Source organism: Pedobacter sp. AC190, from assembly GCF_979258025.1.
Genome location: NZ_OZ409824.1, coordinates 1,920,596 through 1,944,539 on the forward strand (window position 1 = coordinate 1,920,596; position 23,944 = coordinate 1,944,539).

20 protein-coding genes are annotated in these 23,944 nt (G+C 35.3%); 8 read left to right on the forward strand and 12 right to left on the reverse strand.

Features of this window, described 5'->3' with window-relative positions; genetic code table 11:
- Positions 1–88: 88 nt before the first annotated feature.
- The 3 genes from ACZZZI_RS08405 to ACZZZI_RS08415 all read right to left on the reverse strand — a co-directional run bounded on the left by ACZZZI_RS08405 (position 89) and on the right by ACZZZI_RS08415 (position 2,202).
- Complete coding sequence (locus ACZZZI_RS08405) at positions 89–1,420, reverse strand: sigma-54-dependent transcriptional regulator (RefSeq protein ID WP_463489163.1); 1,332 nt, start codon at positions 1,418–1,420, stop codon at positions 89–91.
- 67 nt (positions 1,421–1,487) lie between these two features.
- Complete coding sequence (locus tag ACZZZI_RS08410) at positions 1,488–1,802, reverse strand: hypothetical protein (RefSeq protein WP_265799702.1); 315 nt, start codon at positions 1,800–1,802, stop codon at positions 1,488–1,490.
- 85 nt (positions 1,803–1,887) lie between these two features.
- Positions 1,888–2,202 (reverse strand): hypothetical protein, encoded by a 315-nt coding sequence (locus ACZZZI_RS08415; protein ID WP_344769711.1) that lies wholly within the window; start codon positions 2,200–2,202, stop codon positions 1,888–1,890.
- 248 nt (positions 2,203–2,450) lie between these two features.
- Here ACZZZI_RS08415 and ACZZZI_RS08420 point away from each other — a divergent pair, with 248 nt between their 5' ends.
- Positions 2,451–3,170 carry a ComF family protein gene (locus tag ACZZZI_RS08420; RefSeq protein WP_463489164.1) on the forward strand — a complete coding sequence of 240 codons (720 nt, stop codon included), beginning with the start codon at positions 2,451–2,453 and terminating at the stop codon, positions 3,168–3,170.
- Positions 3,171–3,188: 18 nt separating this feature from the next.
- On the forward strand, positions 3,189–4,562 hold the full coding sequence (locus ACZZZI_RS08425; RefSeq protein ID WP_463489165.1) for a hypothetical protein: 1,374 nt from the start codon (positions 3,189–3,191) through the stop codon (positions 4,560–4,562).
- A 113-nt stretch (positions 4,563–4,675) separates the two neighbouring features.
- Here the strand turns inward: ACZZZI_RS08425 and ACZZZI_RS08430 are convergent, their stop codons facing one another.
- The 3 genes from ACZZZI_RS08430 to ACZZZI_RS08440 all read right to left on the reverse strand — a co-directional run bounded on the left by ACZZZI_RS08430 (position 4,676) and on the right by ACZZZI_RS08440 (position 7,531).
- Positions 4,676–5,362: an SGNH/GDSL hydrolase family protein gene (locus ACZZZI_RS08430; protein ID WP_463489166.1), complete on the reverse strand. Its 687-nt coding sequence runs from the start codon at positions 5,360–5,362 to the stop codon at positions 4,676–4,678.
- Positions 5,363–5,452: 90 nt separating this feature from the next.
- A complete protein-coding gene (gene glyA / locus ACZZZI_RS08435) occupies positions 5,453–6,724 on the reverse strand; it encodes a serine hydroxymethyltransferase (protein ID WP_316762979.1) in 1,272 nt (423 codons plus the stop codon).
- Between the two features lie 63 nt (positions 6,725–6,787).
- Complete coding sequence (locus ACZZZI_RS08440) at positions 6,788–7,531, reverse strand: segregation and condensation protein A (RefSeq protein WP_316762981.1); 744 nt, start codon at positions 7,529–7,531, stop codon at positions 6,788–6,790.
- A 198-nt stretch (positions 7,532–7,729) separates the two neighbouring features.
- Between ACZZZI_RS08440 and dxs the strand changes: the two genes are divergently transcribed.
- Positions 7,730–9,658: a 1-deoxy-D-xylulose-5-phosphate synthase gene (gene dxs / locus ACZZZI_RS08445; RefSeq protein WP_316762986.1), complete on the forward strand. Its 1,929-nt coding sequence runs from the start codon at positions 7,730–7,732 to the stop codon at positions 9,656–9,658.
- A gap of 73 nt (positions 9,659–9,731) precedes the next feature.
- On the opposite strand, the gene ACZZZI_RS08450 is transcribed toward dxs, so the two are convergent.
- The 3 genes from ACZZZI_RS08450 to ACZZZI_RS08460 all read right to left on the reverse strand — a co-directional run bounded on the left by ACZZZI_RS08450 (position 9,732) and on the right by ACZZZI_RS08460 (position 14,017).
- A complete protein-coding gene (locus ACZZZI_RS08450; RefSeq protein ID WP_316762987.1) occupies positions 9,732–11,339 on the reverse strand; it encodes a gliding motility protein RemB in 1,608 nt (535 codons plus the stop codon).
- A gap of 103 nt (positions 11,340–11,442) precedes the next feature.
- The gene (locus tag ACZZZI_RS08455; protein ID WP_463489167.1) at positions 11,443–12,834 is read right to left on the reverse strand and encodes an undecaprenyl-phosphate glucose phosphotransferase; all 1,392 of its coding nucleotides are present in this window, start codon (positions 12,832–12,834) and stop codon (positions 11,443–11,445) included.
- 193 nt (positions 12,835–13,027) lie between these two features.
- Entirely contained in the window at positions 13,028–14,017 is a 990-nt protein-coding gene (locus ACZZZI_RS08460) for a hypothetical protein (RefSeq protein WP_463489168.1), read from the reverse strand.
- A gap of 224 nt (positions 14,018–14,241) precedes the next feature.
- Here ACZZZI_RS08460 and ACZZZI_RS08465 point away from each other — a divergent pair, with 224 nt between their 5' ends.
- Positions 14,242–15,480 carry an O-antigen ligase family protein gene (locus ACZZZI_RS08465; RefSeq protein WP_463489169.1) on the forward strand — a complete coding sequence of 413 codons (1,239 nt, stop codon included), beginning with the start codon at positions 14,242–14,244 and terminating at the stop codon, positions 15,478–15,480.
- 1 nt (position 15,481) lies between these two features.
- On the opposite strand, the gene ACZZZI_RS08470 is transcribed toward ACZZZI_RS08465, so the two are convergent.
- The 3 genes from ACZZZI_RS08470 to ACZZZI_RS08480 are packed head-to-tail and all read right to left on the reverse strand — an operon-like array spanning position 15,482 to position 18,456.
- On the reverse strand, positions 15,482–16,348 hold the full coding sequence (locus ACZZZI_RS08470) for an aldo-keto reductase family protein (protein ID WP_344769694.1): 867 nt from the start codon (positions 16,346–16,348) through the stop codon (positions 15,482–15,484).
- A gap of 1 nt (position 16,349) precedes the next feature.
- Positions 16,350–17,363 (reverse strand): Gfo/Idh/MocA family protein, encoded by a 1,014-nt coding sequence (locus ACZZZI_RS08475; protein WP_463489170.1) that lies wholly within the window; start codon positions 17,361–17,363, stop codon positions 16,350–16,352.
- A 10-nt stretch (positions 17,364–17,373) separates the two neighbouring features.
- Entirely contained in the window at positions 17,374–18,456 is a 1,083-nt protein-coding gene (locus tag ACZZZI_RS08480) for a DUF1972 domain-containing protein (protein ID WP_463489171.1), read from the reverse strand.
- An 89-nt stretch (positions 18,457–18,545) separates the two neighbouring features.
- Here ACZZZI_RS08480 and ACZZZI_RS08485 point away from each other — a divergent pair, with 89 nt between their 5' ends.
- From ACZZZI_RS08485 to ACZZZI_RS08500, 4 genes are all read left to right on the forward strand, one after another.
- Positions 18,546–19,649, forward strand: a complete 1,104-nt coding sequence (locus ACZZZI_RS08485) for a glycosyltransferase family 4 protein (protein ID WP_463489172.1) — start codon at positions 18,546–18,548, stop codon at positions 19,647–19,649.
- A gap of 29 nt (positions 19,650–19,678) precedes the next feature.
- Complete coding sequence (locus ACZZZI_RS08490) at positions 19,679–20,368, forward strand: acyltransferase (RefSeq protein WP_316763012.1); 690 nt, start codon at positions 19,679–19,681, stop codon at positions 20,366–20,368.
- A complete protein-coding gene (locus tag ACZZZI_RS08495) occupies positions 20,368–21,513 on the forward strand; it encodes a glycosyltransferase family 4 protein (RefSeq protein ID WP_463489173.1) in 1,146 nt (381 codons plus the stop codon). The genes ACZZZI_RS08490 and ACZZZI_RS08495 overlap by 1 nt, the downstream gene beginning before the upstream one ends.
- 113 nt (positions 21,514–21,626) lie before the next feature.
- Complete coding sequence (locus tag ACZZZI_RS08500) at positions 21,627–23,942, forward strand: SLBB domain-containing protein (RefSeq protein ID WP_463489174.1); 2,316 nt, start codon at positions 21,627–21,629, stop codon at positions 23,940–23,942.
- Positions 23,943–23,944 lie beyond the last annotated feature (2 nt).

The following is a 23,944-nucleotide window of genomic DNA, read 5'->3' on the forward strand; positions in this document are numbered from 1 at the left end:
AACCGCAAATAAAGCTAACCTTAATGCAAAGATTCGCGAAAAATAATAAACCTTCCTTGCATTTTTTCTTGTGCGGTGAAGTTAAGAATTACTCAATCCCATATCGTTCCATCTTCGCGTAAAGCGTTTTTCGGTCGATATTAAGCATTTTTGCTGCCTTTGATTTATTATATTTTGCCTTGATTAGTGTTTCTGCAATCAAAGTTTTTTCGTTCTGTTCATTTACAGCTTTCAAATCTGATGAACTGCCTGGCAAAGTTTGCTGATTAACCGCAATGGTCATTTCATCAGGCAATGCATTAACCTGCGCAATATCGCCTGGACTTAATAAAACCATTCGTTTAATTACATTACTTAATTCCCGTAAATTACCTGGCCAGTCGTAATTAAGCAATAACGATTTTGCATCAGCTGAAATACTTTTAACATTTCTATCTAAATCCCGATTAGATAGCTGTATAAAATGATTGATAAATAATTCCAAATCAGAACCTCGATCCCGCAAGGCAGGTAACTGAATTTTAAATTCATTTAATCGATGATATAAATCCTCTCTAAATTCGCCCTGTTGAATAGTGTTATTTAAATCGTCGTTTGTGGCCGTAATAATCCGAACATCAACAGCAACTTGTTTCGTACTACCTAAAGGTTGAATTACCCTCTCCTGCAAGGCCCGCAGCAACTTTATCTGAACTTCATAACTTAGGTTCCCAACTTCATCTAAAAAGATAGTTCCGCCGTTTGCAGCTTCAAACTGACCTTTTTTATCGCTTAAAGCACCAGTAAATGCACCTTTTACATGCCCAAATAATTCGCTTGCAGCCAAATCTTTCGATAAAGCACCACAATCGATGGCTACGAATGGCTTACCAGCACGTTTACTTTGCTGATGAAGGGTTCTGGCGGCAAATTCTTTTCCCGTTCCACTCTCACCTTGAATAATTACCGACATATCTGTCGGAGCAACTAATGCAATATGTTCATATAATCTGTCGGCAATTGCGCTTTTGCCTCTAATTAAATCAGAATCAACTTTTTCAACTATAATGTCTTTCGAATCCTTTTTAGTTAAAGAATTTTTGATGACCATTAAAAGTTCATCTGGATTTACTGGTTTTGTAATGTAATCGAAAGCACCAAGTTGTATAGATTTTACTGCTGTACGAACATCGTTAAAGCTTGTCATGATAATAATCGGGATAGAAAGTCCCAAATCTCTGACATGAGTTAAAACTTCGAAACCGATTCCGTCTGGCAAACGATAATCAATTAAAAGCAAATCGAATTCCTGATTTTCGATTAATTTAAAAGATTGCTTAATATGAGTTACGAGCGTAACCTCATATTTGTTTTTAGTTAAAAAACCTTCAAGTAATTGAGCAAATGTTGTATCGTCTTCTAGAATCAGGATTCTCGCCATACAACAAAAATAAGAAAAGCCAGTTAAAAACTGGCCTTTCTATTAAGGTAGATGAAATTTTTGAGGGTTATTGAACTGGTTTACCGTCTTTATCAATTTTCACAGAACCTGTTTCTGCTTCTTTTTTAACATTGATTAGGTAATATTCTTTTGCTCCTTCTTTAACCGACCAAGCTTCGGTTGCGGTCCAGCCTTTATAAGCATCAGATTTTAATGCTGTTGTTACTGGCTCAGGTAATTCTTCCAATTTAACTGGAGTTTTTACTGCACTATCTTGAACTGCAACAATTGCAGCATTTTTAATTGTGTTTACTTCGCTCGCTTGTACTGCTGAGAATCCTGCAAATGCTAAGAACGCAGCTGATAAAATTAATTTTTTCATGGTTATAGTTTTTATTTAATGCGTAGCACGGAGGCTACGCTTATGTTAATTATGCCTTAAAGGCTTATTATATATTTGAAATTGATTATTGAACTGGTTTACCGTCTTTGTCAATTTTAACAGAACCTGTTTCTGCTTCTTTTTTAACGTTAATTAAATAGTACTCTTTTGCACCCTCTTTAACCGACCAAGCTTCTGTTGCGGTCCAACCTTTATAAGCATCAGATTTTAATGCTGTTGTTACTGGCTCAGGTAATTCTTCCAATTTAACTGGAGTTTTTACTGCACTATCTTGAACTGCAACAATTGCAGTAGTTTTTAAATCTTTTACTTCACTTGCTTGTACTGCTGAGAACCCTGCGAACGCTAAAAATGTAGCTGATAAAATGAACTTTTTCATAGTATGATTTTTAAAATTTAATATGTGTAACAATACTTGCTAATGTTTCATAATAATGCCAAAGCAGGTCAAACAAATCAACTATTTGATTTTCAGCAATTTAATGGTGTGCCAGAAAAATCAAATTGTGGAGTTTCTCCACACATTGAGGGCAATGACTACAAGTTTTACAGTCATTTTTAAATCTACCCGAAGAAACACTATATTTAAATAGGCAATATTTCAAATTGCGGCTTATTTATAATTATATGGGAATCGCTAAATCAAATAACACATGGTTGCAGCAATGGAGCTCTGATTTAATCGGATTACTATTTCCAAATCTTTGCAATGCCTGTGGAACGCCACTTTTTAGTGCCGAACATTTAATTTGCACGAAATGCTTATACGATTTACCCTTTACAGATTATCATCATCATGCCGAAAATAGAGTAGCTAAACAACTTTGGGGGCGATTGCCCATAAACGCAGCAATGGCTATGTTATATTTCAGGAAAGGAGCCAAAGTTCAAAACCTGATTCATAATCTTAAATATAATGGAAAAACTGAGGTTGGTATTTCACTTGGCAATTTACTTGGAGAAAGATTAAAGAATGCAGCAATTTATCAAGATATTGATTTAATAATCCCAGTACCATTACACCAAAAGAAACTTAAACTACGAGGCTACAACCAAAGTACTTTTATAGCAGAAGGCGTATCAGCGAAGATGGAAGTTTCGTTTGCTGAAAATATTTTAGTCCGAGCGATTTCTACAGAAAGCCAAACCAGAAAAAGCAGATATAACCGTTACGAAAATATGAAAGCAGTTTTCAAGATAAACAAACCAGAAAATATTAAAGAAAAACATATTTTATTAGTTGATGATGTAATTACAACTGGCGCAACATTGGAGGCATGTGCAAATACGCTTTTAGAAAACGGGGCAGCAAAAGTTAGTATTGCCGCACTCGCTTTCGCTGAATAATTTTCTCATATTTGGATTATGCGTTCAATAATTGGAGTTTTTTTATTGTTAATCTTAATTTCGGCCTGCCGAAAGGATGAACGCATTACAACCGATCCCAATGCTAAGTTAAGTTTCTCGAGCAATGCCATTTTATTCGATACCGTTTTTACATCAATCGGCTCTACAGTTAGAAAAATCAAAATATCAAACAAAAACAACGATGCGTTAAATATTTCAGAAATCAAACTCTCAGGTGGCAACTCTTCTCCTTTCAGTATAAACATTAACGGACAAAATCTACCTTCTCAAACCAATCTAATTTTAAATGGTCAGGATTCTTTAAACCTATTTGTTAAGGTTACGATAAATCCAGATTCCAAAAGTTTATCTTTTCTGGTAAAAGATTCTATAGTTTTAACTATAAACAAAAACAGACAAGTTATCCAACTTGAAGCTTACGGACAAAATGCTGTGTTTATAGATAATCAAAGTATTACTACAAATACCATCTGGAACAAAAACTTACCTTATATTATAAATGGTTCAGTAACAATAAAAAATGGTTCGACATTAAACATACAGCCTGGGGCCAAAGTTTACTTTCACAAAGATGCGATTATGAATGTTGAAGGTTCGTTATACGCTTCGGGAACAGTTTCAGAGCCGATAGAGTTCTGTAGCGACAGATTAGAAACCGTTTACAGCGATCAGCCTGGCCAGTGGAAAGGAATTTATCTCAAGTCGAGCGGAACTGGAGTAATTAAAAATGCAATTCTTAAAAATGCCTCAGTTGGCATTACATCCGATTCTTTATCGGCAAATAATACGCCCAAGTTAATTTTAACCAATAGCATAGTTAAAAACATGCAGGTTGCGGCTTACATTGGTTACCATTCAGAATTATTAGCTTTTAATAACCTAATGCATAATTGCGGCAATTATTTAATATACGCCATCGGCGGAGGAAACTATAACTTAAAGCAAAACACCTTTGCAGGTTTTAACCTAAATTTCCCAAGAAAAACCGCAGCTTTAACTTTCTCTGATTACCTAACAACTAAGGCTTTTAACAATTTACAGTTAAATTTAACCAATAATATTATTTGGGGTAGCTTAACTAATGAGTTAGATATTCAAAAGAAAAGCACGGCAATCGTTCAATCAAATCTTTTCAACAATTTAATTAAGACTACAAATACAGGCTATAACAACAATGGCAATATGATTAATATCGATCCCTTGTTTGCTTCTTCCAGTCAAGGTAATTTTGCATTACTGAATAATAGTCCAGCTTTAAAAAAAGGACTTGATTTATCCGCAGATGTCTATTTTAATCTTTACCTGAATCATGATTTAAACAACATAACAAGAATTTTTCCCTCATCTTTAGGTTGTTACGAAAATTATTAATTTTTTTCACTTTTGATAAAACAAATTATATTTCATAGCGTTTATATATTCGAGAGCGTTAATTTAGATGGTAAGGGTCGATATTTCTTCAAAAGAATATCGGCCCTTTACTTTTAAAAAGACTTTAAGTTTAGCGCTTCAATCTTTAAAGCTATAGCTTCAGCAATTTTTTGCATGCCCGCATCTCCAGGATGATCTGCTACCTCCTGGTTAGTTACCGAGTGGATAAGCCCATCCTCCCCTTTGATTAAATCTCCAATAAAAGATATATTTTCGTTTCTCGTTAAATGCGATAATGGCACAAACATTAATCCATTCTGATTGGCAAAATCTTCCAAAATGGCAGTTACATGAGTATTTAACCAAAATGTTCCTGTAATCATAATTTTAGCAGCAGGACTACTGGTTTTTATTTTATTTAGTAAAGCCTCTAACGATGAATACAAATTCTTAGGATCTCTGATATTTTCTCCCAGCCTGATCAACACCAAATCTGGGTTATTAAGCAAATGTTTATCTAAAATCGATAAATCGAACGTTAGCGGACTATTCTCCCATCCTGAAATGTTAACTGGTTGTATCGCCGCCCTCGTTAATTTCTCTAGAACATGAACATAATCTTTGTCTTTAGAAGTAGCTGCCATGCCCCAATTGCCATACCAACCAATTGAGGCATCGGGAACATGTATGGTTATGCTATTGCCAAGAATTAATATGTTTTTAAAACTTCGCGGTAATTTTATCTCTTTCTTGCAGGAAATAAATAGTATTATAAAAAATAGAATATAGAATTTCTTCATCCGCAAAACCTAAATATTAAAAATAATAATTTATAACAAGGCCCTTGTTCAATTATGAAAAAGGGCCTTGTTGTAAACAAAAAAGAGATATTATTTATAAAGCGGGAAAGTGCTTACTAACTTAATAACTTCAGCTTTCACTGCGTTTAAATTAGCTTCATCTTCTGGGTTTGTTAAAACCTGATCGATTAAATCAACAATTTTTTCCATCTCTGCTTCTTTTAAACCACGAGTGGTAATTGCAGCAGTTCCAACACGGATACCTGAAGTTACAAATGGTGATTTATCATCAAAAGGAACCATGTTTTTGTTTACGGTAATTTCTGCTTTCTCTAAAGCATTTTCAGCAAGCTTACCTGTTATATTTTTATTACGAAGGTCGATTAACATTAAGTGATTATCTGTTCCCCCAGAAATAATGCCATAGCCCTTAGCTACAAAAGCTTTAGCCATAGCTTGTGCATTGGCTGCAACTTGTTTAATGTAAACACCATACTCATCGCTTAATGCTTCACCAAAAGCAATTGCTTTAGCCGCAATAATGTGTTCTAGGGGGCCGCCTTGAGTACCTGGAAAAACAGCCATATCAAGCAAGTTACTCATCATACGTGTTTCGCCCTTTGGTGTTTTTAAGCCCCATGGATTCTCAAAATCTTTACCCATCATAATCATACCACCACGAGGACCACGTAAAGTTTTGTGAGTAGTAGTAGTTACAATATGGCAATGAGGTAGTGGATTTGCCAATAAACCTTTAGCAATTAAACCTGCCGGGTGTGAAATATCAGCTAAAACCAAAGCACCGATTTTATCAGCAACAGAACGGATGAAAGCGTAATCCCACTCACGAGAATAAGCCGAAGCACCACAAATAATTAATTTTGGTTTTTCTGCTAAAGCAACTTCTTCTAATTTTTTATAATCGATTAAACCAGTTTCTTTATCTACACCGTAGAAAAACGGCTGATACAATTTTCCTGAAAAATTTACTGGAGAACCGTGAGTTAAGTGACCGCCATGCGAAAGATCGAAACCTAAAATTTTATCGCCTGGTTGAATAACAGCTAACATTACAGCAGCATTGGCCTGTGCACCAGAATGTGGCTGTACATTAACCCATGCAGCACCAAATAATTCTTTTGCTCTATCGATAGCAATTTGCTCTACAACATCTACAACCTGGCAGCCGCCATAATAGCGTTTACCTGGTAAGCCTTCTGCATATTTATTGGTTAATACTGAGCCAGCGGCTTCCATAACCTGCTTGCTTACAAAGTTTTCTGATGCAATAAGTTCTAAACCGTGCTCTTGGCGGTCTAATTCCTTATCAATAAGTTCAAAAATTTGGTTATCACGTTTCATCCTTAAAATAGGTTTGTTATTTTTTTGGCAAAAGTAACAATTTTGAAATTAACTAAGGCCGTATTAGTCAACTGCTTTTACATTAAAGTTATTAAAGCCGCTCCCAATGGTTATCTCAACGATTTGTTGTTGCAACATTTCTAAAATGGCCAGGAAATTATAAACAAAATGTACTTTATTCTCCGAATTCTTAAGCACCATAGCAAAATCGATTTGCTTGTTAATATCTAAAAGATTAGATATAAAATGTTTCTGCTGCTCAATTGTATATGGATATTGAACAACAGTATGCTTAACCTCCTGGCTCCGCAGCTCATATTTCTGCATGGTTCTGTGGTAAACCATAAGTAGTTTATATAAATCTAGCGATAAAAGTTCGTCTTGATGAGTGGAGGATTCTGCGGCAAGCGTTAAATCATTTTCGATATTACCTCTTCGCTCCTGCTGCATTCTGGCATCCTCAAAAAACCTAAGCTCCTCGGCAGCCGATTTAAATTGTTTATATGCAATTAGTCGGGCAATTAAATCTTGCTCTGGATTAATCTCATTTCCAGCTTCATCAATTTCAATCCTCGGTAGAAGCATTTTAGATTTTATGCGCATTAGGGTTGCCGCAACGAGAATAAACTCACTAGCTACCTCAACATTTAAACCCAACAACTTATGAATGTAGGATAAAAAGTCGTTGGTAATTTTTGAAATTTCTACATCCTGAATATTAAGTTCATCGCGTTCGATAAAAAATAATAATAAATCGAATGGGCCTTCGAAAACGGGAAGTTTAATTTCAAAATTCTCAGTTTGCATCTCTAAAACAAACTTAATAAATTATCGAACACAATTTAATTCCTGGTTTGTTAAAAATATATCTTACTCAACGATTTGCCACTGATTATCGACTAATTTTACCTGTTCATCAGCTGTTGTAGTTATTGAATGTTTTTTTCTTAAATATTAAAACAAAAATACCTTTCTTTGTATCTTGTTTTTTACCCAAAATACCGAATGCAAGTAAAAGCTGGTCCCCTATTATCTAAAATTAACTATCCTGCTGACTTAAAGCAATATAGTGAAGCTGACTTAGAGCAAATAAGCCAGGAATTACGTCAATACATTATCGATGTTGTGAGTGTAAACGGAGGGCATTTTGGCTCGAGCCTAGGTGTTGTCGAATTAACAGTTGCCTTACATTATGCATTAAACACGCCTTATGATAAGTTAGTTTGGGATGTTGGCCATCAGGCTTATGGTCATAAAATACTAACTGGTCGCCGCGAACTTTTCCATACTAACCGTATTTATAAAGGCATAAGTGGTTTTCCGAAAATAAGTGAGAGCGAATACGACACATTTGGTGTTGGTCACTCATCTACTTCTATTTCAGCAGCTTTAGGTATGGCTGTTGCCTCTCAAATTAAAGGCGAAACAGATCGACAACACGTTGCCGTTATTGGCGATGGCGCAATGACAGCAGGTTTAGCTTTTGAAGGCTTAAACCATGCAGGAATAGAAAATAGCAATGTGTTAGTAATCTTGAATGATAACTGCATGTCTATCGATCCTAACGTTGGTGCATTAAAAGAATATTTAACAAGCATTACAACCTCAAAATCTTACAACCGCTTTCGCGATGATATTTCTAATGTGTTAGCTGGACTTTCTAAGCTTGGCCCAAATGCACATAAATATGTTAAGAAGATTGAGAAAAGTATAAAAGGAACACTTCTTAAACAAAGCAATTTATTCGAAGCTTTAAACTTTAGATATTTCGGTCCTGTTGATGGCCATGATGTTAAACGCCTGGCATCAATTATAAAAGACTTAAAGGAAATTCCCGGACCTAAGTTATTGCATTGCATTACCGTAAAAGGTAAAGGCTTTGCCTTAGCCGAAAAAGACCAAACAAAATGGCATGCACCAGGTCTTTTTGATAAGATTACGGGCGAGATTAAAAAAAGTATAGCAGATAAACCGCAGCCCCCAAAATACCAGGATGTTTTCGGGCATACCATGGTAGAACTGGCTGAAGCTAATGCCAAAATTGTTGGGATTACGCCTGCAATGCCGTCTGGCTCATCGTTAAACATTATGATGAAAGCAATGCCCACCAGAGCTTTTGATGTGGGTATCGCAGAGCAACATGCGGTTACTTTTTCAGCAGGTTTAGCTGCGCAAGGGTTGGTGCCTTTTTGTAATATTTACTCGAGCTTTATGCAAAGAGCTTACGATCAGGTAATTCATGATGTAGCCATACAAAAACTAAATGTAGTTTTTTGTTTAGATAGAGCTGGTTTGGCTGGCGCTGATGGTGCAACACATCATGGCGCATACGATATTGCTTATATGCGCTGCATTCCGAATTTAGTGGTTTCATCGCCAATGAACGAAGAAGAGTTACGTAACTTAATGTTTACTGCTCAGCAAGAAAATGCTGGTCCGTTTGTTATTCGTTACCCACGTGGTAATGGGGTTATGCCCGATTGGAAAAGGCCTTTCAAAGCATTAGAAATTGGTAAAGGCAGAAAAATATGTGATGGCGAAGAAGTTGCCATTTTAACAATTGGCCACGTTGGAAATTTTGCCGTTGAAGCGCGTGCAGAATTAAATAGCGAAGGCATTTATCCAGCTCATTACGATTTACGTTTTGTTAAGCCTTTAGATGAGCAAATGCTTCATGAGGTTTTCTCAAAATATAAACACATAATCACGGTAGAAGATGGTTCTCTACAAGGTGGCGTTGGCTCTGCAGTATTAGAGTTTATGGCCGATCATAACTATAATGCAAGTGTAATTCGTTTAGGGATCCCAGATGAGTTTATCGAGCACGGAGAACAAGCTGAACTTTGGGCAGAATGTGGTTACGATAAAGCATCGATTATTGAAGCGGTTAGAAAAGTAGCGGTTAAACGCACAACAAATACAATGGTTGGATAATAATAAATCCAGATTTAAAAGTAAAGGCCTCGTTTAAAATTTAAACGAGGCCTTTACTTTTTATTAAATACTATTAAAAGTCAGAATAAAGATTTCTGAATGAACTTCTTAATCCGAAGGTAATAATTCCTGTATTACTTGTTCCAACAGCATTACTTTCTCTGCGGTAAATACCACCCAATTCTAAGCGAAGGTTATATTTTGGATTGATAATATAGGCCACTCTTCCTTCTGCATAATACAAATCTGTACGAAGACCCTGAGTAGTATAATTACCAAGTTGGTTTTTAGCATCATAGTAAGGAATACTAAGATCTTTACCGTAATCCTGGCCATTAACACTTAAACCATATTTAGCATATTGCAACTGACCCGTAAAATCAAATCTTTTATATGAATAATTTGCAATCCCAAGCAACTCTCTGAAATTGGCACCTAATCGGTGTGCCAATGGCTCCGAATAAGAAGTGTAACTAACAATTGGTGTACGACCAGTATAGGTATACGGTTTTGCAGTATTATACTCCAGCAAATAATTTAGGTTTTCTATTTTGAAAATATCAGCACCTCTAATACCTAATTGCCATCCGTACTTATTTCTCGAACTTCCGTTACTTGAAAAGAAATTTTTAGCCTCAAATTCATCAAGAGCAAATTGGCCGTAAGCAATAACTTCTTTTGATAACTTATATTTTGCAGTTAAACCAATCATTGAGTTATCAGGTGAACCACTCGAAGCTTCAACCGGACGCAAGAAAATTATTGGATTCGCGTAGCCCCAATCAAATCCTCTTTTATTTCCTAAATCATCGGTTTCGCCCCAAATAATTGCATCAAAAAACCCAACAGATAGTCGATTATTTACATTCCAATCTAAATAGTGAAAAACACCACCCTTTTTACGGTTTCCAGCATCATATGATAATTTTGGAATATTTGGATCTTGCATTGAAGTCCATAATGCCATGTATTGAACGTTACCTAAATTTCCAGTAAGCTTTAAAAAAGGGGAAGGAGAAGCAACATCAGATAAAAGCATGGAACGATAACCATCACCAATAAAGTTTTTATCGTAACCAGCAGTTACGTTTAAATATTTAACTGGCGTATAGGAAATTGATGCGGTAACATAAGACCAATCTAATGATGTTTTACCAAAATTTGAGCCATAATCACGATTATAGGATTGGCCTGGAACAACATTTATGCTTCTTGCATAATCAGTATAATATTTTGCAAATTGTCCTTGATTTTCAAAGCCGCTTGTGTAAAAAGAGAATTTCTTACCAACCGTACCACCAACCTGGTACCCACGGGTATTTAACCATAGATTTTGCTTTCCAGAGAAATCTTTACCGATTTGAAAATCAGGTAAAAAATCTGCATAAAAAGTATATTCGGGTTTTTGAATGTCTATCAAATGCTCATTAAATATTTTTCGGCTAACCCACGAATGCCTTGTAGAATCAATTCCAACACTCAATAATTGTTTACCATGTTCAACCAATAAACTATCATCAATAAAAAAAGGCTTTAAACTACTGTGAAAACGAGTTTCAGGGTTATAAACTTCTCTATTAAGCTTTTGGTAAAATTGATATGAATAGGGTTGGTATTGAGATTGAGCCTGGATTTGGCTAACAATAAAAATCAGGAATAAAAAGGGTAAAAGTTTCTTCATCAACATAGTTTTCTCATTAAAATGATTTCGCAAAGGACGGAAAATAATTTGGTTTGTCTTAGAAATCATCAAATTTCTGTATTAAATTTAGACTTATGGAATTCTAATTTGCGTTTTTATGCCCCACAAGCACTTGCCAAATGGTTAAAAAGGTAATTTTTAAATCGAGTAATAACGACCAGTTTTCTAAGTACCAGATATCAGCTTTAACTCTTTCTTCCATTGAGCCATCTTCCCGGGTTTCGCCTCTGAAACCATTTACCTGAGCCCAGCCAGTAATGCCTGGTAAAAGAAAATGCCTTACCATAAACTGATCGATTAAGGCAGAATATTCGGCTGTATGCTGCAACATGTGAGGACGGGGACCTACGACCGACATTTCACCCAAAAGCACATTAAAAAACTGCGGCATTTCATCGATACTGCTTTTACGCATAAAAGCACCAATTTTAGTTACACGAACATCTTTAGGAGTAGCCTGCTTTGTATCGGCTTCGCCATTTACATACATACTTCTAAATTTCAGGCAGTAAAAAGATTGGTTATCCTTTCCCGAACGAAGTTGTTTAAAAAATACTGGGCCTTTCGATTCCATTTTAATTAGAATAGCCATAAGAGGAACCAGCCAACTCATAACTAATACAACAACCAGGATGGAAAAAACAACGTCAAAAATTCGCTTTATAACCTGGTTACTGAGTGTTTCCAGAGGTTCAGTTCGCGGGCTTAATACAGGCAAATGCCCATACAGCTGCACCATTACATTCTTCTTAAAATAATCCTTAACATCTGGCACCAGCTTAAAACGAATCATCGCTTTATCTGCCTGTCGCATTAAAACATCAATTTTTTTTAACGCCCGATCTGGCAAGGCACAGTAAATTTCTTTTACATTACTGTCTTTTACGTAATCGATACATTCATCAACATTTCCAAGGATATACCGTTGACCCAATTTTTCAAGTGCATCATCAAAAAAGCCGACAACCTTATAACCCAAATGAGGGTTTTTATCTAGATAACTCTTTAAATCCTGGCCCAAAGGACCAGCACCTACAATTACAACCTCCTTGTAATTTATCAGTTTAGATCTTTTGGATCTCCTTAATAATAAGAATCCAATTTTACCAGCAAAGAAAACGGGTGTAAAAAGTAATCCAGTAGTAATTAAAAGCTTATAAGAAATGCTGAAATCTCTTAAATAGATAACCAATATGATTATAACTACTGAGAAAAAAAACAAACTCCAGAATGATTGCTTTATTGTCGGAATTGCATCCTTGATAAACATATCCTGATATAGTTTGGTGATTTGCGTTACATTAAACCATACAAAATTGATTAGTAGAATATGCAAAACACTGAATTGATGCCCATCGTTACTATCAGAATTTCCGTATAGATAGATGTATCCCAGATATCCAGCAAGATTAACAAGAAGGAGGTCTATTAATATACTTATTGTCTTATAATAAGTACTATTGCTTTCAATCATTGATGGGGTAAAGTTGTTTCAAATATAGCTAGTCTGGTTATAATACATATAATTTGGAGCCAATATTATTGATCGAAACCCTGTATTATCATCCCACATCCACAAAAAACAAGCCAATAATACCATTTGAAAAAAAAATCAAACAATTTGCCAACAAGCTTTATAACAGACTAAAACTGAATGGCTTTTTCGGTTATTTATGAAAGATTCTTTTATGAATTTTTTTGTAATTATTTACGATGAAGATGAGAAGCTTTGATTTTGTTTTTATGCTATTATTAATGCTGTAGTAACTGTTGTATTTATCAAAGTTGTGATCTTTTAAGCTCTTAATATAATCTTCAAATAATGGGCGAACATCGGGCCTGTTGGTGAAACTGTAGCGGTTTTGATGCTTAGATAAGCTATCTACCTCTAAACAATCCATTGTAGCCCCACTAAAATGATAGAAAATTAACGATTCGTTTCCATTAACGGTATAACCAGAGGAAGCAGGAGCAATTATTCGTTCATGCAGATTCCAGTACGCAACATTGCACCCTAAATGGCGCATGATGTGAACACCTTTAAAATAAATCGGAACCAGATTTAAGCAAAGCTGCTCTGCAAACATTCCGTTTTTTACATCGATAAAGCATTCGTTTCTCAACTTTTTCATCCACCAATCCAGAAAGGCAAAGGCATTTTCATCTCTCTTAACCGCAAAAAATCCGATGTTAAAAACCCCTGAACTTAAAAAGTTTCGATCATCAAAACTATAACCACTTTCAACCGAACTTAAAGAATGCGGCGTTAAGAGAATACTATGAGTAACTAACTTTTCGAAAATAACATTTATCTGATCATAAAGTAATATATCACTATCAAAAAACACAATGTCGCTCACATCATTCCACGTGTTAAATATGTGGTAAGCAAAATATGGCTTCAGAGCGGCATTTAATTCAAGCGTACTATACTTTAAATACATTTCGGGCAAGAATGAAATTTTTAAATCTGAAGCTTTTAAAATTTCATAGCGCTGATCTTGATCCCCACGAGCAGTCATTATTTCTTCTGAAGATATTTCTCCGATCAAGCAAATAATAAACTTACATTCTGGATGAAATTTACCAACAGATTCTGCTAAAGAAAATGCTCTGGCAATGTGATTATAAGTACAGGTCGTATAGATAACTTTCATGAATCTCTGCAAACATAAAGGAAATTCATTAGATTTGAAACCAAAGTAGAAACACCTTGTTTATAATTCCTTTTATATATTTATCCGCTTTTTTCTTCTCATTAAAGCAACTCGTTGCAAAAAACAAGCAAGGTATATTTGTTTTCTTAATATTTGGGTTACCAATCTACATCACCAGTTTATCGGTTGCGTTACAATCTGGCTTTAAAGGCATAATACCGTTAATGCAGCCTTTAAAAGAGCTCCTTATCCTGGTTGCATTGGGCATAAGTGTTTGGGAGTTAAAAAGAAAATTTCGTTTTCAGACAATCGACTATATTATATTAGCCTACTTCGCCTATACGCTTTTATATGTTTTTCTGCCCGTGGGTCCGTTGCCATTTTTAGAAAAGGCAGTTTCATTTAAAAGCACAACTTTTTTTGTTTTTGTATATTTTACAGGAAGGTTGATTAGCCTCAAAGAAATCTACATTAGCAAGTATTTCCAATTTTTTCTGGTCGTTATTATTCTTGCATCTGTTTTATTGGTGTTTGAGATTTTAACCAGCCAGCACTTCCAATCTTTAACTGGATACGCAGATTTTAATTTTTACTATTACAATCAAGAACCTGAAGGAAATTATGGTCTTTCCTGGACATTTGAAACCTCTACAGGACTAAAAAGGTTTGCCAGTTTTTTTGCAAATCCAATTGAATTTGGAGCGGCGACACTTATTTCATTGTCTATAATTGCAGGCCTTTACACCAATGATCAATATAAATTCAAACCGAATACTATTGGCATTTTAGCAATTATTGCAACCCAGTTCAGCATATTATTCGCTCTATCGCGAGCATCTTTAGCCAGCTATTTGATTATGATTTACATTTATGCGCTGGTTACCAAAAATAAACTCATTTTACGCTCGATATATTTTATGGTTGCAGCAGGTGTACTTTATTTTATCTTTTTCCTATTTGTACTCCATCCCGATTTGTACGATTTTATTTACGAAACCATCACTTTCACAAACCCTTCTAGCGTGGGACATATTATTGCCTGGCTTGAAGGTATAGAAGCCATCGTTAAGCAACCTTTAGGCCTTGGTCTTGGGGCATCTGGAGTTTTAGCCTCAACAACTGGTGGTGGCACTGGAGGCGAAAATCAATATATTATTATTGGCGTACAAACAGGTATTATTGGCCTTACGCTTTACCTCGCTGCACATATTTATCTAATCAGAACCTGTTGGATATCGTACAGAAAACTTACAGGCAAAAACAAAACACTTTGCCTCACATTACTTTTAATTCAAATTGGCGTTATTATACCAATGCTAACGTCTGAATTAGAATCATCAGCTTACATATCATATGTAAGCTGGTTCTTATCAGGTTTATTTATAAATGTTGTTTCGTACAAAAGCTTAATTCCAGCTCATGTATCTTCTAAAAATTTAGAAGCTCAAGCTGCAAAAATTTAATCTATACTTTACTTTTATCAAATGCTTTGATTATTGATACCGTATCATCAATATTTGCTTTAGAAGAAGCGCCAAATAAAATAGATTCGATATTTGGTAACCCGCAAACATATTCAAGGGCATCCTTTGCAGGAATTGCTCCACCACCAAATACCTGCATGGCAATGGCTCTGAATTTACGTTCTCTTAATGTTTTTTCGTAAAGCTCTTTGCCTCCAGACATTCTGAAACCTTGCTTATTTATAGATGCACAAATAATTGGATTTTCAATTCCACCCTCATTCAATACATCTAAAAGTTTAGGCATATTCATGGTAATATAACCAGCTTCGGCATTGTACTTAGCTTTAACATGGGCATGAAACGCGATTAAAATCTCTTTCATGCCTAAACCTAACAATAAATCGACTACAACATTTTGAAGAAAAATAACTGGTGTGTTAATGCCTTTAAACATTTTCATTTCTGCATCAACCAGTAACTCCATCATCGAAAGATAATCTTTAGATAAAAAAGCCATACCGCCCTTAAACATAGAACCAATGAAATTACCTGGAACATATTCTTTTAATGTACCTAAAATACCAAGTTCGGTTACCGCATTAGCATACTTGTGCGCATAAGGCATACATGGAAAGATTTTAAAATCTTTGTATTGATCAGGATGTTTCCTAATGGTATCGCAAATATCAGAAATCCGATCATGTGTGGTACACATAAAGGTATTTATGCCCGATTCAATCGCGATATCAAGGGTTTTAATAATCGCCGAATTATCTTTAAATTTAATAGATTGCGCTCTTGATTTCTCATCTGAAATATGGTTAACCGCAAAAAACTGGTTATCGCCAAATAATATTCTATCCATCTTATACCGCTGATTTTTCTCTTATCATTTCAATTGCCTGGTCTGTTTTAAATGCCATTGCAAATGTGTTAATATTATTTTCTGCCTTACCTTCTACACACTTAACAAAATGGTCAATCTGTGCAGAATATTCTTCACCCCTTAAATAAAAATCAACTTCTTCTGTTAAGTCGGTTACATTTTTAATGGTCCAGCCTTTAGTATATCCCGCCCTGTTTGTGTCTGCTTTAAAGTAAACTTTAAGTTCGCTGGAATCGCAGATAATTTTTCCTTCAGTACCCAAAATCGTAATCGATGTAGACATTTTTCTGTAAGTATCATCACTCCAGTTAACAGAAAGAACACCAGTTACCTTATTCTCCAACTTTAATAAAGCATAAACCGCATCATCTACCTGATTTGAGAATACAGGCTTAACCAAGCTCGAGAAAACTTCTTCTACTGGTGAAATCAAGTGATTCAAAAGATCTACAACATGAGAAGTATAATCCATTAAACAACCACCGCCTTCTGATGCAACTGAGCGCCAGCTTTCTTGTTTCTTTTTAATTACAACTGGGCCATAAGCTTCTGCCTGGAAATGATAAACCTCTCCAATTGCCTTATCCAGAATTAGTTTTTTAACCTCCTGAAAAGTCCCTACAAATTTGTTATGGTAACCAACCTGATTGACTAGCCCTTTTTGTTTTACCAATTCCAAAAGCGGCAAACCTTCTTTGGCATTTAAAACAAATGGTTTTTCTGCAAAAACATGAATGCCCTGCTCTAATAAATCTTTTATAATTGGCGCATGGAACTTTGTTGGTACAGCAACAAATACTGCATCAGGTTTAGTTTTACTAATCATTTTCTTATAATCAGAAAAACAATCGAAACCTGAATACCTTGTTAAAACATCTGTAACAAGTTTCGAAGTATCGCAAACTCCTGTAATTTTTACATCGGGGTGGGCACCTAGAATAGACAAATGAGACAAGCCCATTTTACCCGCACCAATCAATGCTATATTTACCATATTTATTATTTCAATTCAAAATTAACTTCTTATACTGATCAGCAATATCGTGCCATAAATAATGCTTTTGGGCAAAAGCTTGTAAAGCTTGTCCCATTTTTTTTAAATCAATTTGCTTATAGTCTTTTAATAGCAGGCTTAAATCACCTGCATCTTTAAAGTATAAAGCCAAATTTGCAGTGGTATTTTCATTATAACCAGAAGCAAAAGCAAAAACTGGCAAAGCCAGATGCATAGCTTCCGCCAACGATGGATTTGTGCCTCCTGCAGAATGCCCGTGAATATAAAGACTACAGTTACTCCTTAAAACATCTAATTCTTCTCTTTCATAAATTGCATCAAGCAAAATCAGATTTTTGATGCCAGCGTATTTCGCCTTTGTTTGTATTCCGTATTCAGAATTGTTCCAGTTTCCAAGTAAAACAAAAGGAATTTCACCTTCTACAAAAGCTTCCAGCATTAAATCAATATTATTATCGGGTTGAATCCTGCATACGGTAAAGGCATATTCTCCCTTCAAAAATGGATATTTTAAAATCCAATTCGCATCGATCGGCTGTTGTTTTGCCTGATCACCGCCATAAGCAATTAATGTGCTTTCGCGATTGTAGGTTTCTTTAATATAATTTTGAATCCCAACGTTATCCGAAACAATACAACTACTGTTTGCAATTAATAGCTGTTCTGCCTTTTTGATCACTTTTTGCGCAAACGGCGACCATTTATTTCTTTTCCAGTCTAAACCGCCAATATTCAGGATCATTTTATGTCTGAACATCTTTAAAAACGGCATTACAAAACCACCACCAAAACCTAAAAAAAGAATCTTATCGTATTTAATCAGGGCTTGGATCAGAGAAAGACTATCATACAAGATGCCTAATGAGCCGTGAGACGTAACTGGAATATATTTTAGTTTCGCACCCTTATATTCGCTTAACCGACTATCCATATCTTTTGATGAACAATAGACGGTAATATCAATTTCATCAGCTAGGTATTGAACAAGATAATCTGCAAGAGTTTCGAAACCACCATAGTTATTTGGAAGCCCTCTTATTCCTACAATTGCGAGTTTTATCTTTTTGGACATTGCCGCAAATATAGGTTTTTAAACCCATCTTAATAAACTTTGGCTACTTAAATTCTGTTCGTATCTTTGGCATTTACCTATAAAAAGTAATGTTAAAAGTTGGGATAGATATTAGAGATTTACGTATCGCAAAAACTGGCGTAAAAACCTATACGGAAGAACTGATTAAAGCTTTTAAAAAGCAAAATGACTCGGAAGTTAAATTTGTGTATTTAGATACTTTTATAGCTGTTTATACTGGTAAAAATAAATTTCTAAAGCTTATTGAGCATATACGTTTCACTTTTTGGAAACAACTTGTTCTTCCAATAATTGCTCGTTTAAAAAGTTGTGATGTAATTTTTTGTGCCGATTTCTTTGTTCCATATTTTAAAATGGGCACTAAAACCGTGCCCGTACTGCACGATGCTTTTTTCTTTGAATATCCTGAGCATTACAATAAACTTTGGTTATTTCTTTTTCATAAATTAGGGGTTAATGCAGCAAAAAAAGCAGATGCAATTATCACTCCGACACAGTATGCGAAATTAAGAATAACAGAATTTTCTAATTTGCCTGCAGAAAAGATTCAGGTTATACACGAGGGTCCGAAATCTCTTGATGCTTCAATGGCTGATGATGCTAAGCTTACAGAAACACTCACCGAACAAAAATACATTCTCCATGTTGGGGTAATGGAAAAACGAAAAAACATCATAACCCTGTTAAAGGCTTTTTTGCTTTTAATTGATGTTCATCCCGAGGTTAAACTTGTTTTGGTAGGTCAGTTCAGTCCCAAAAAAGATATGAACGACCAAACTGCCATTCTGGATTTCATAAACCAAAACAAGCTTAATGAAAATGTTATATTACCAGGTTACGTACCCGATAATAAACTTATTCATTACTATAAAAATGCATCGATGTATGTTTTCCCTTCTATAAATGAAGGCTTTGGAATCCCTGTTTTAGAAGCTTTTGAACAGGGCTTGCCTGTCGCAATCGCAAACAATAGTTGTTTACCAGAAATAGCAGGAAACGCCGCCTTATCATTTGATCCTTTTAATCCTGAAGATATTTATCAGAAAATGAGATTGATCATAGAAGATGCAGATTTAAAAAATAGCCTTATTGCAAAAGGCAAAGAAAGAATTAATCAGTTTAGCTGGGAAATAACTGCAAAGCAGACCATTAATCTTTTCAAAAGGTTATAATCGAAAAAAATCCATAGTTTTGCCACATAATGAGCAAGTTTTTGAGGAATTTTAGTTTTATAAAGGATCGGTTTCCAGATGATTGGAAAGGACTAGATATATTAACTACACTTTTTCGGTTATCTTTCTTTTTTATCAGAGGATGTTATCATCGCCTGTATTTCAAACATTCTAAAGGATTGGTTTTAGTAGGTAAAGGTGCTTCCATCCGCTATGCGAAATACCTTAATGTAGGCAAAGACTTTATTGTAGAGGATTATGCAGAGATAAATTGCATGGCCTATAACGGAATTGTTGCGGGCGACAGAGTAACCATCGGCAAGTTTGCAATTATCCGCCCCGTAAACGCTTATGGATCTGATATAGGCGTTGGCCTTAAAATCGGGAACAATTCAAGCATTGGTCCATATTCGTACATTGGTTGTTCGGGTTTGATAGAAATTGGCAATAACGTGATTATGTCTCCAAGGGTTAGCATTTATGCCGAAAATCATCTTTACGCAGGGCTTGATCAACCCATTATGAAACAAGGGGTTAAAAGAGAATTTGTAAGAATTGAGGATGATTGCTGGATTGCTGCAAATACGGTGATCCTCGCTGGTGTCACCATCGGAAAAGGATCTGTAATTGCTGCTGGCAGTGTTGTTAATAAAGATGTTCCACCATATTCAGTTGTTGCAGGCGTACCAGCCAAAGTGATTAAAAGTAGAATTAGTTAATGAATATTCTTGTCTTAAATAATACGTCAGATCTTTACGGCGGCAGTAAAATCCTCTCCATTGTGGTTAAGATTCTTGCTGAAGGTAAACATAAACCAATCGTTGTTTTATCAGAAAGCGGACCACTGGTAGATGAACTTGCCAAATTAGATGTGGATATCAGAATCATCCGCTTAGGAATTTTAAGACGAAAATACCTTTCTGTACCAGGGATTTTAAACCGATTAACGGTAACTAAAAACGCCTGGAAAACCCTTAATAAATTAATTGATGATAATAACATCGATTTAATTTACTCCAACACAACGGGTGTTTTTATTGGTGCATTTTTAGCTAAAAAAAGAAAAATAAAGCATATTTGGCACGTTCATGAAATCATAACCAAGCCAAAAGCATTCACTAAAACTATTGGCTATTTATTAGGAAAATATAGCGATAACACTATCGTGGTGTCTGATGCAGTAAAAAACCATTGGGAAAAGCATGTTTTAAAGAAACCCATTACCAGAATTTATAATGGTATTGATACTACTGCATTTGAAAACACTAAAGGCGTATTAAGACAAGAATTAAACCTTAGCGAAAAAGGAATCCTGATTGCAATGATTGGGCGGGTTAACCATTGGAAGGGACAGGATTACTTCATCGATATTGCAAAAAACATTCTGAAGGCTCATCCTAAAACAAAATTTGTAATGGCTGGCGATGCCTACACAGGTAATGAGCATTTGGTTGATAAGCTAACCAACCGAATACAAAACGAAAACCTTGCAGATGCCATCCAATATATTGGATATAGAACAGATATAGCCAACATATTAAATTCTGTTGATATTTTCGTGCTCCCATCAATACTTCCCGATCCTTTTCCGACGGTTATTTTAGAAGCCATGGCTAGTGCAACGGCTGTTGTTGCCACCAATCATGGTGGTGCCGTTGAAATGGTAATGGAAAACGAAACAGGGCTTTTAATTCCATTCGATAATGCACAAATTGCAGCCGATAAAATTTCTGATTTAATCGCTCAGCCAGCGAAAATTACTGAAATGGGTATCGAGGGACGCAAAAGGATTAATAATCTATATTCTTTAGAGGCATATCAGAAATCAATCCTTGAAATTTTTCAGCAAACTTTAGATGCCTAATCGCATCAAATTCAAGGTTGTGCAAGCCTTTTAAAATCAGTACTTACGAATAAATCTAGCATTTAGTTATTTAGCTTATATTTGTAACGATTAAAAATATTAATTATACATTCATGCGTTTTAAATTTATTCTTTGTGCTCTTTTTATTTGCCTCTTATTTCCTTTGGCTAAAGTATCAGCACAAATTTCCACAGATAATTTAAGTAAGGTTAAAGTTGATCAACTGTCTGATGCCCAGATCCTGGAAATATCAAGAAGGTTTGAATCATCTGGCATGTCTGAAGCAGATGCGATAAAATTACTTACCGCAAAAGGAATGGATCCTGCAGAAGTAGATAAGTATAAAGAAAGATTGGCCCAGGTTCAAGCTGGTGGAAAAACAGCAAAAACTACAAATGATGCCACCCAACCTAAAAAAGTTGAAAGCACTAAAAACCGAGATACTACCCGATTCAGCGAAGCTAATCCGATAAAAAAACGCAGCCCGATTTATGGCTATGAATTCTTTAGCAATCCAAATTTAAAATTCGAACCTAATATAAGAATTGCGACTCCCAAAGGTTATATTTTGGGTGCTGATGATGAACTTACCATTACCTTAACTGGCCTAAATGAAAGTACTACAAATGCTAAAGTAACGCCTGATGGGAATGTTAAGATTCCTTACGCTGGTTTAATTTATGTAAATGGAATGAGCATTGAGCAGGCAACTGCTCAAATCCGATCAAAAATGATTAAGGCCTACCCTGCATTAGGCTCTGGCCAAACGAAATTAAACCTTAGTTTAGGCACAGTTAGAAGCATTCGGGTAACCATTATAGGAGAAGTAGTTCAACCAGGTAGTTATACTGTTTCTTCATTATCTACATTATTTAATGCATTATATCAAAGTGGAGGCCCTACAGAACGCGGTTCCTTAAGAAAAATTGAGGTAATAAGAGGAAATCGGGTAATCAAAATTGTCGATTTATATAACTTCCTTCAAAAAGGTATTTCATCAGATAACATTAGCTTGCAAGATCAGGATGTAATTAGAATCCCTGTTTACACTAAACGGGTTGTAATAGATGGCGCAGTAAAAAGACCAGCTTATTATGAGTTAAAAGAAGCTGAAACACTTACCGATTTAATTAATTATACTGGCGGCTTTAGCGATTTAGCTTATAAAGGAATTGCAAAGGTTAGTCAGGTTGGCGATAAAGAGCGCAGCGTGAAAGACATTCCTGCCGATTTATTTGATCGTTTTGTGCTAAAAAATGCCGACTCAGTGCATTTCGGTGAAATTTTAGAAAGATTTGCCAACCGCGTGGTTATTGATGGTGCCGTGTACAGACCTGGTACTTTTGAATTAAGTCAGGGAATTACATTAAAGTCGTTAATTACAAAGGCTGACGGATTAAGAGACGATGCAGTAATGAGTAACGGCTACATTAAGAGAATAAAACCAGATTTAGAAAAGGAAATGGTTTCTTTTAACCTTAGTAACATTATGTCTGGCAAAGATCAGGACATCAATTTAGTTCGGGAAGACTCTGTTTTTATTTTATCTACTAAAGATTTAAGAGATCAAACTTCGATTAGTATCGGAGGTTATGTACGAGTTCCTGGTTCTTTCCAATATAGAAAAGGAATGAGCGTAGCGGATGCAGTGAGCATGGCCAAAGGTTTTACTAATGATGCGGCGAGCCATCGTCTTGAAATTTCGAGATTAATAAAAGATACTAGTGATACACTTTCAAACAGATTGGTAACCATTATAACACTTAATATTGATTCTGCGCTTAGCGCTCAAACAGGTAATTTCCTATTAGAACCGCTTGATTATATTTATGTACCGCGTTTGGTTAATTACAGGTCGTTAGGAAACATTAAAGTTAGAGGTGAAGTGCTTTTCCCTGGAGATTATGCTCAACAAAGAAGAGATGAAACTGGAATGGAATTTATTAAAAGGGCTGGTGGAATTACGGCAATGGGTTCTATCGAAAACGCACAACTTTTCCGAAATGGCTTAAGAGTTGATATCGACTTAACTGGAAAACGCAAAAGACACCAAAATGATTTAACTGTTTTAATGCCTGGAGATAGTCTTTTTATTCCAAAAAACTTACCTTTTGTTGAGGTTATTGGCTCCGTAAATAATCCGCAGTTATTGAGCTATTCCAACTCTAATTTTAAATATTACGTAGATGCAGCAGGTGGCGTTACCGAAAATGCAAGGTTAAAGGGCGCCTACATTAGATATGCAAACGGAACAAATCAACCTGTAAAAACATTCTTATTTATTAAAAATTACCCAAGAGTAACCCCTGGAAGTCAAATCGTTGTTCCAGAAAAATCGGGGAAAAATAAATTAGGATTTGCCGAGATTACAACGGTTGCTTCAGCTTTAACAGGAATTATCAGTTTAATTGCCATTTTATTTAAATAATT

Bases quoted from the DNA above. Each gene is read 5' to 3' on its own strand.
- ACZZZI_RS08405 (WP_463489163.1), bottom strand. From the start codon at position 1,420: ATGGCGAGAATCCTGATTCTAGAAGACGATACAACATTTGCTCAATTA.
- ACZZZI_RS08410 (WP_265799702.1), bottom strand. From the start codon at position 1,802: ATGAAAAAATTAATTTTATCAGCTGCGTTCTTAGCATTTGCAGGATTC.
- ACZZZI_RS08415 (WP_344769711.1), bottom strand. From the start codon at position 2,202: ATGAAAAAGTTCATTTTATCAGCTACATTTTTAGCGTTCGCAGGGTTC.
- ACZZZI_RS08420 (WP_463489164.1), top strand. From the start codon at position 2,451: ATGGGAATCGCTAAATCAAATAACACATGGTTGCAGCAATGGAGCTCT.
- ACZZZI_RS08425 (WP_463489165.1), top strand. From the start codon at position 3,189: ATGCGTTCAATAATTGGAGTTTTTTTATTGTTAATCTTAATTTCGGCC.
- ACZZZI_RS08430 (WP_463489166.1), bottom strand. From the start codon at position 5,362: ATGAAGAAATTCTATATTCTATTTTTTATAATACTATTTATTTCCTGC.
- glyA (WP_316762979.1), bottom strand. From the start codon at position 6,724: ATGAAACGTGATAACCAAATTTTTGAACTTATTGATAAGGAATTAGAC.
- ACZZZI_RS08440 (WP_316762981.1), bottom strand. From the start codon at position 7,531: ATGCAAACTGAGAATTTTGAAATTAAACTTCCCGTTTTCGAAGGCCCA.
- dxs (WP_316762986.1), top strand. From the start codon at position 7,730: ATGCAAGTAAAAGCTGGTCCCCTATTATCTAAAATTAACTATCCTGCT.
- ACZZZI_RS08450 (WP_316762987.1), bottom strand. From the start codon at position 11,339: ATGAAGAAACTTTTACCCTTTTTATTCCTGATTTTTATTGTTAGCCAA.
- ACZZZI_RS08455 (WP_463489167.1), bottom strand. From the start codon at position 12,834: ATGATTGAAAGCAATAGTACTTATTATAAGACAATAAGTATATTAATA.
- ACZZZI_RS08460 (WP_463489168.1), bottom strand. From the start codon at position 14,017: ATGAAAGTTATCTATACGACCTGTACTTATAATCACATTGCCAGAGCA.
- ACZZZI_RS08465 (WP_463489169.1), top strand. From the start codon at position 14,242: ATGCAGCCTTTAAAAGAGCTCCTTATCCTGGTTGCATTGGGCATAAGT.
- ACZZZI_RS08470 (WP_344769694.1), bottom strand. From the start codon at position 16,348: ATGGATAGAATATTATTTGGCGATAACCAGTTTTTTGCGGTTAACCAT.
- ACZZZI_RS08475 (WP_463489170.1), bottom strand. From the start codon at position 17,363: ATGGTAAATATAGCATTGATTGGTGCGGGTAAAATGGGCTTGTCTCAT.
- ACZZZI_RS08480 (WP_463489171.1), bottom strand. From the start codon at position 18,456: ATGTCCAAAAAGATAAAACTCGCAATTGTAGGAATAAGAGGGCTTCCA.
- ACZZZI_RS08485 (WP_463489172.1), top strand. From the start codon at position 18,546: ATGTTAAAAGTTGGGATAGATATTAGAGATTTACGTATCGCAAAAACT.
- ACZZZI_RS08490 (WP_316763012.1), top strand. From the start codon at position 19,679: ATGAGCAAGTTTTTGAGGAATTTTAGTTTTATAAAGGATCGGTTTCCA.
- ACZZZI_RS08495 (WP_463489173.1), top strand. From the start codon at position 20,368: ATGAATATTCTTGTCTTAAATAATACGTCAGATCTTTACGGCGGCAGT.
- ACZZZI_RS08500 (WP_463489174.1), top strand. From the start codon at position 21,627: ATGCGTTTTAAATTTATTCTTTGTGCTCTTTTTATTTGCCTCTTATTT.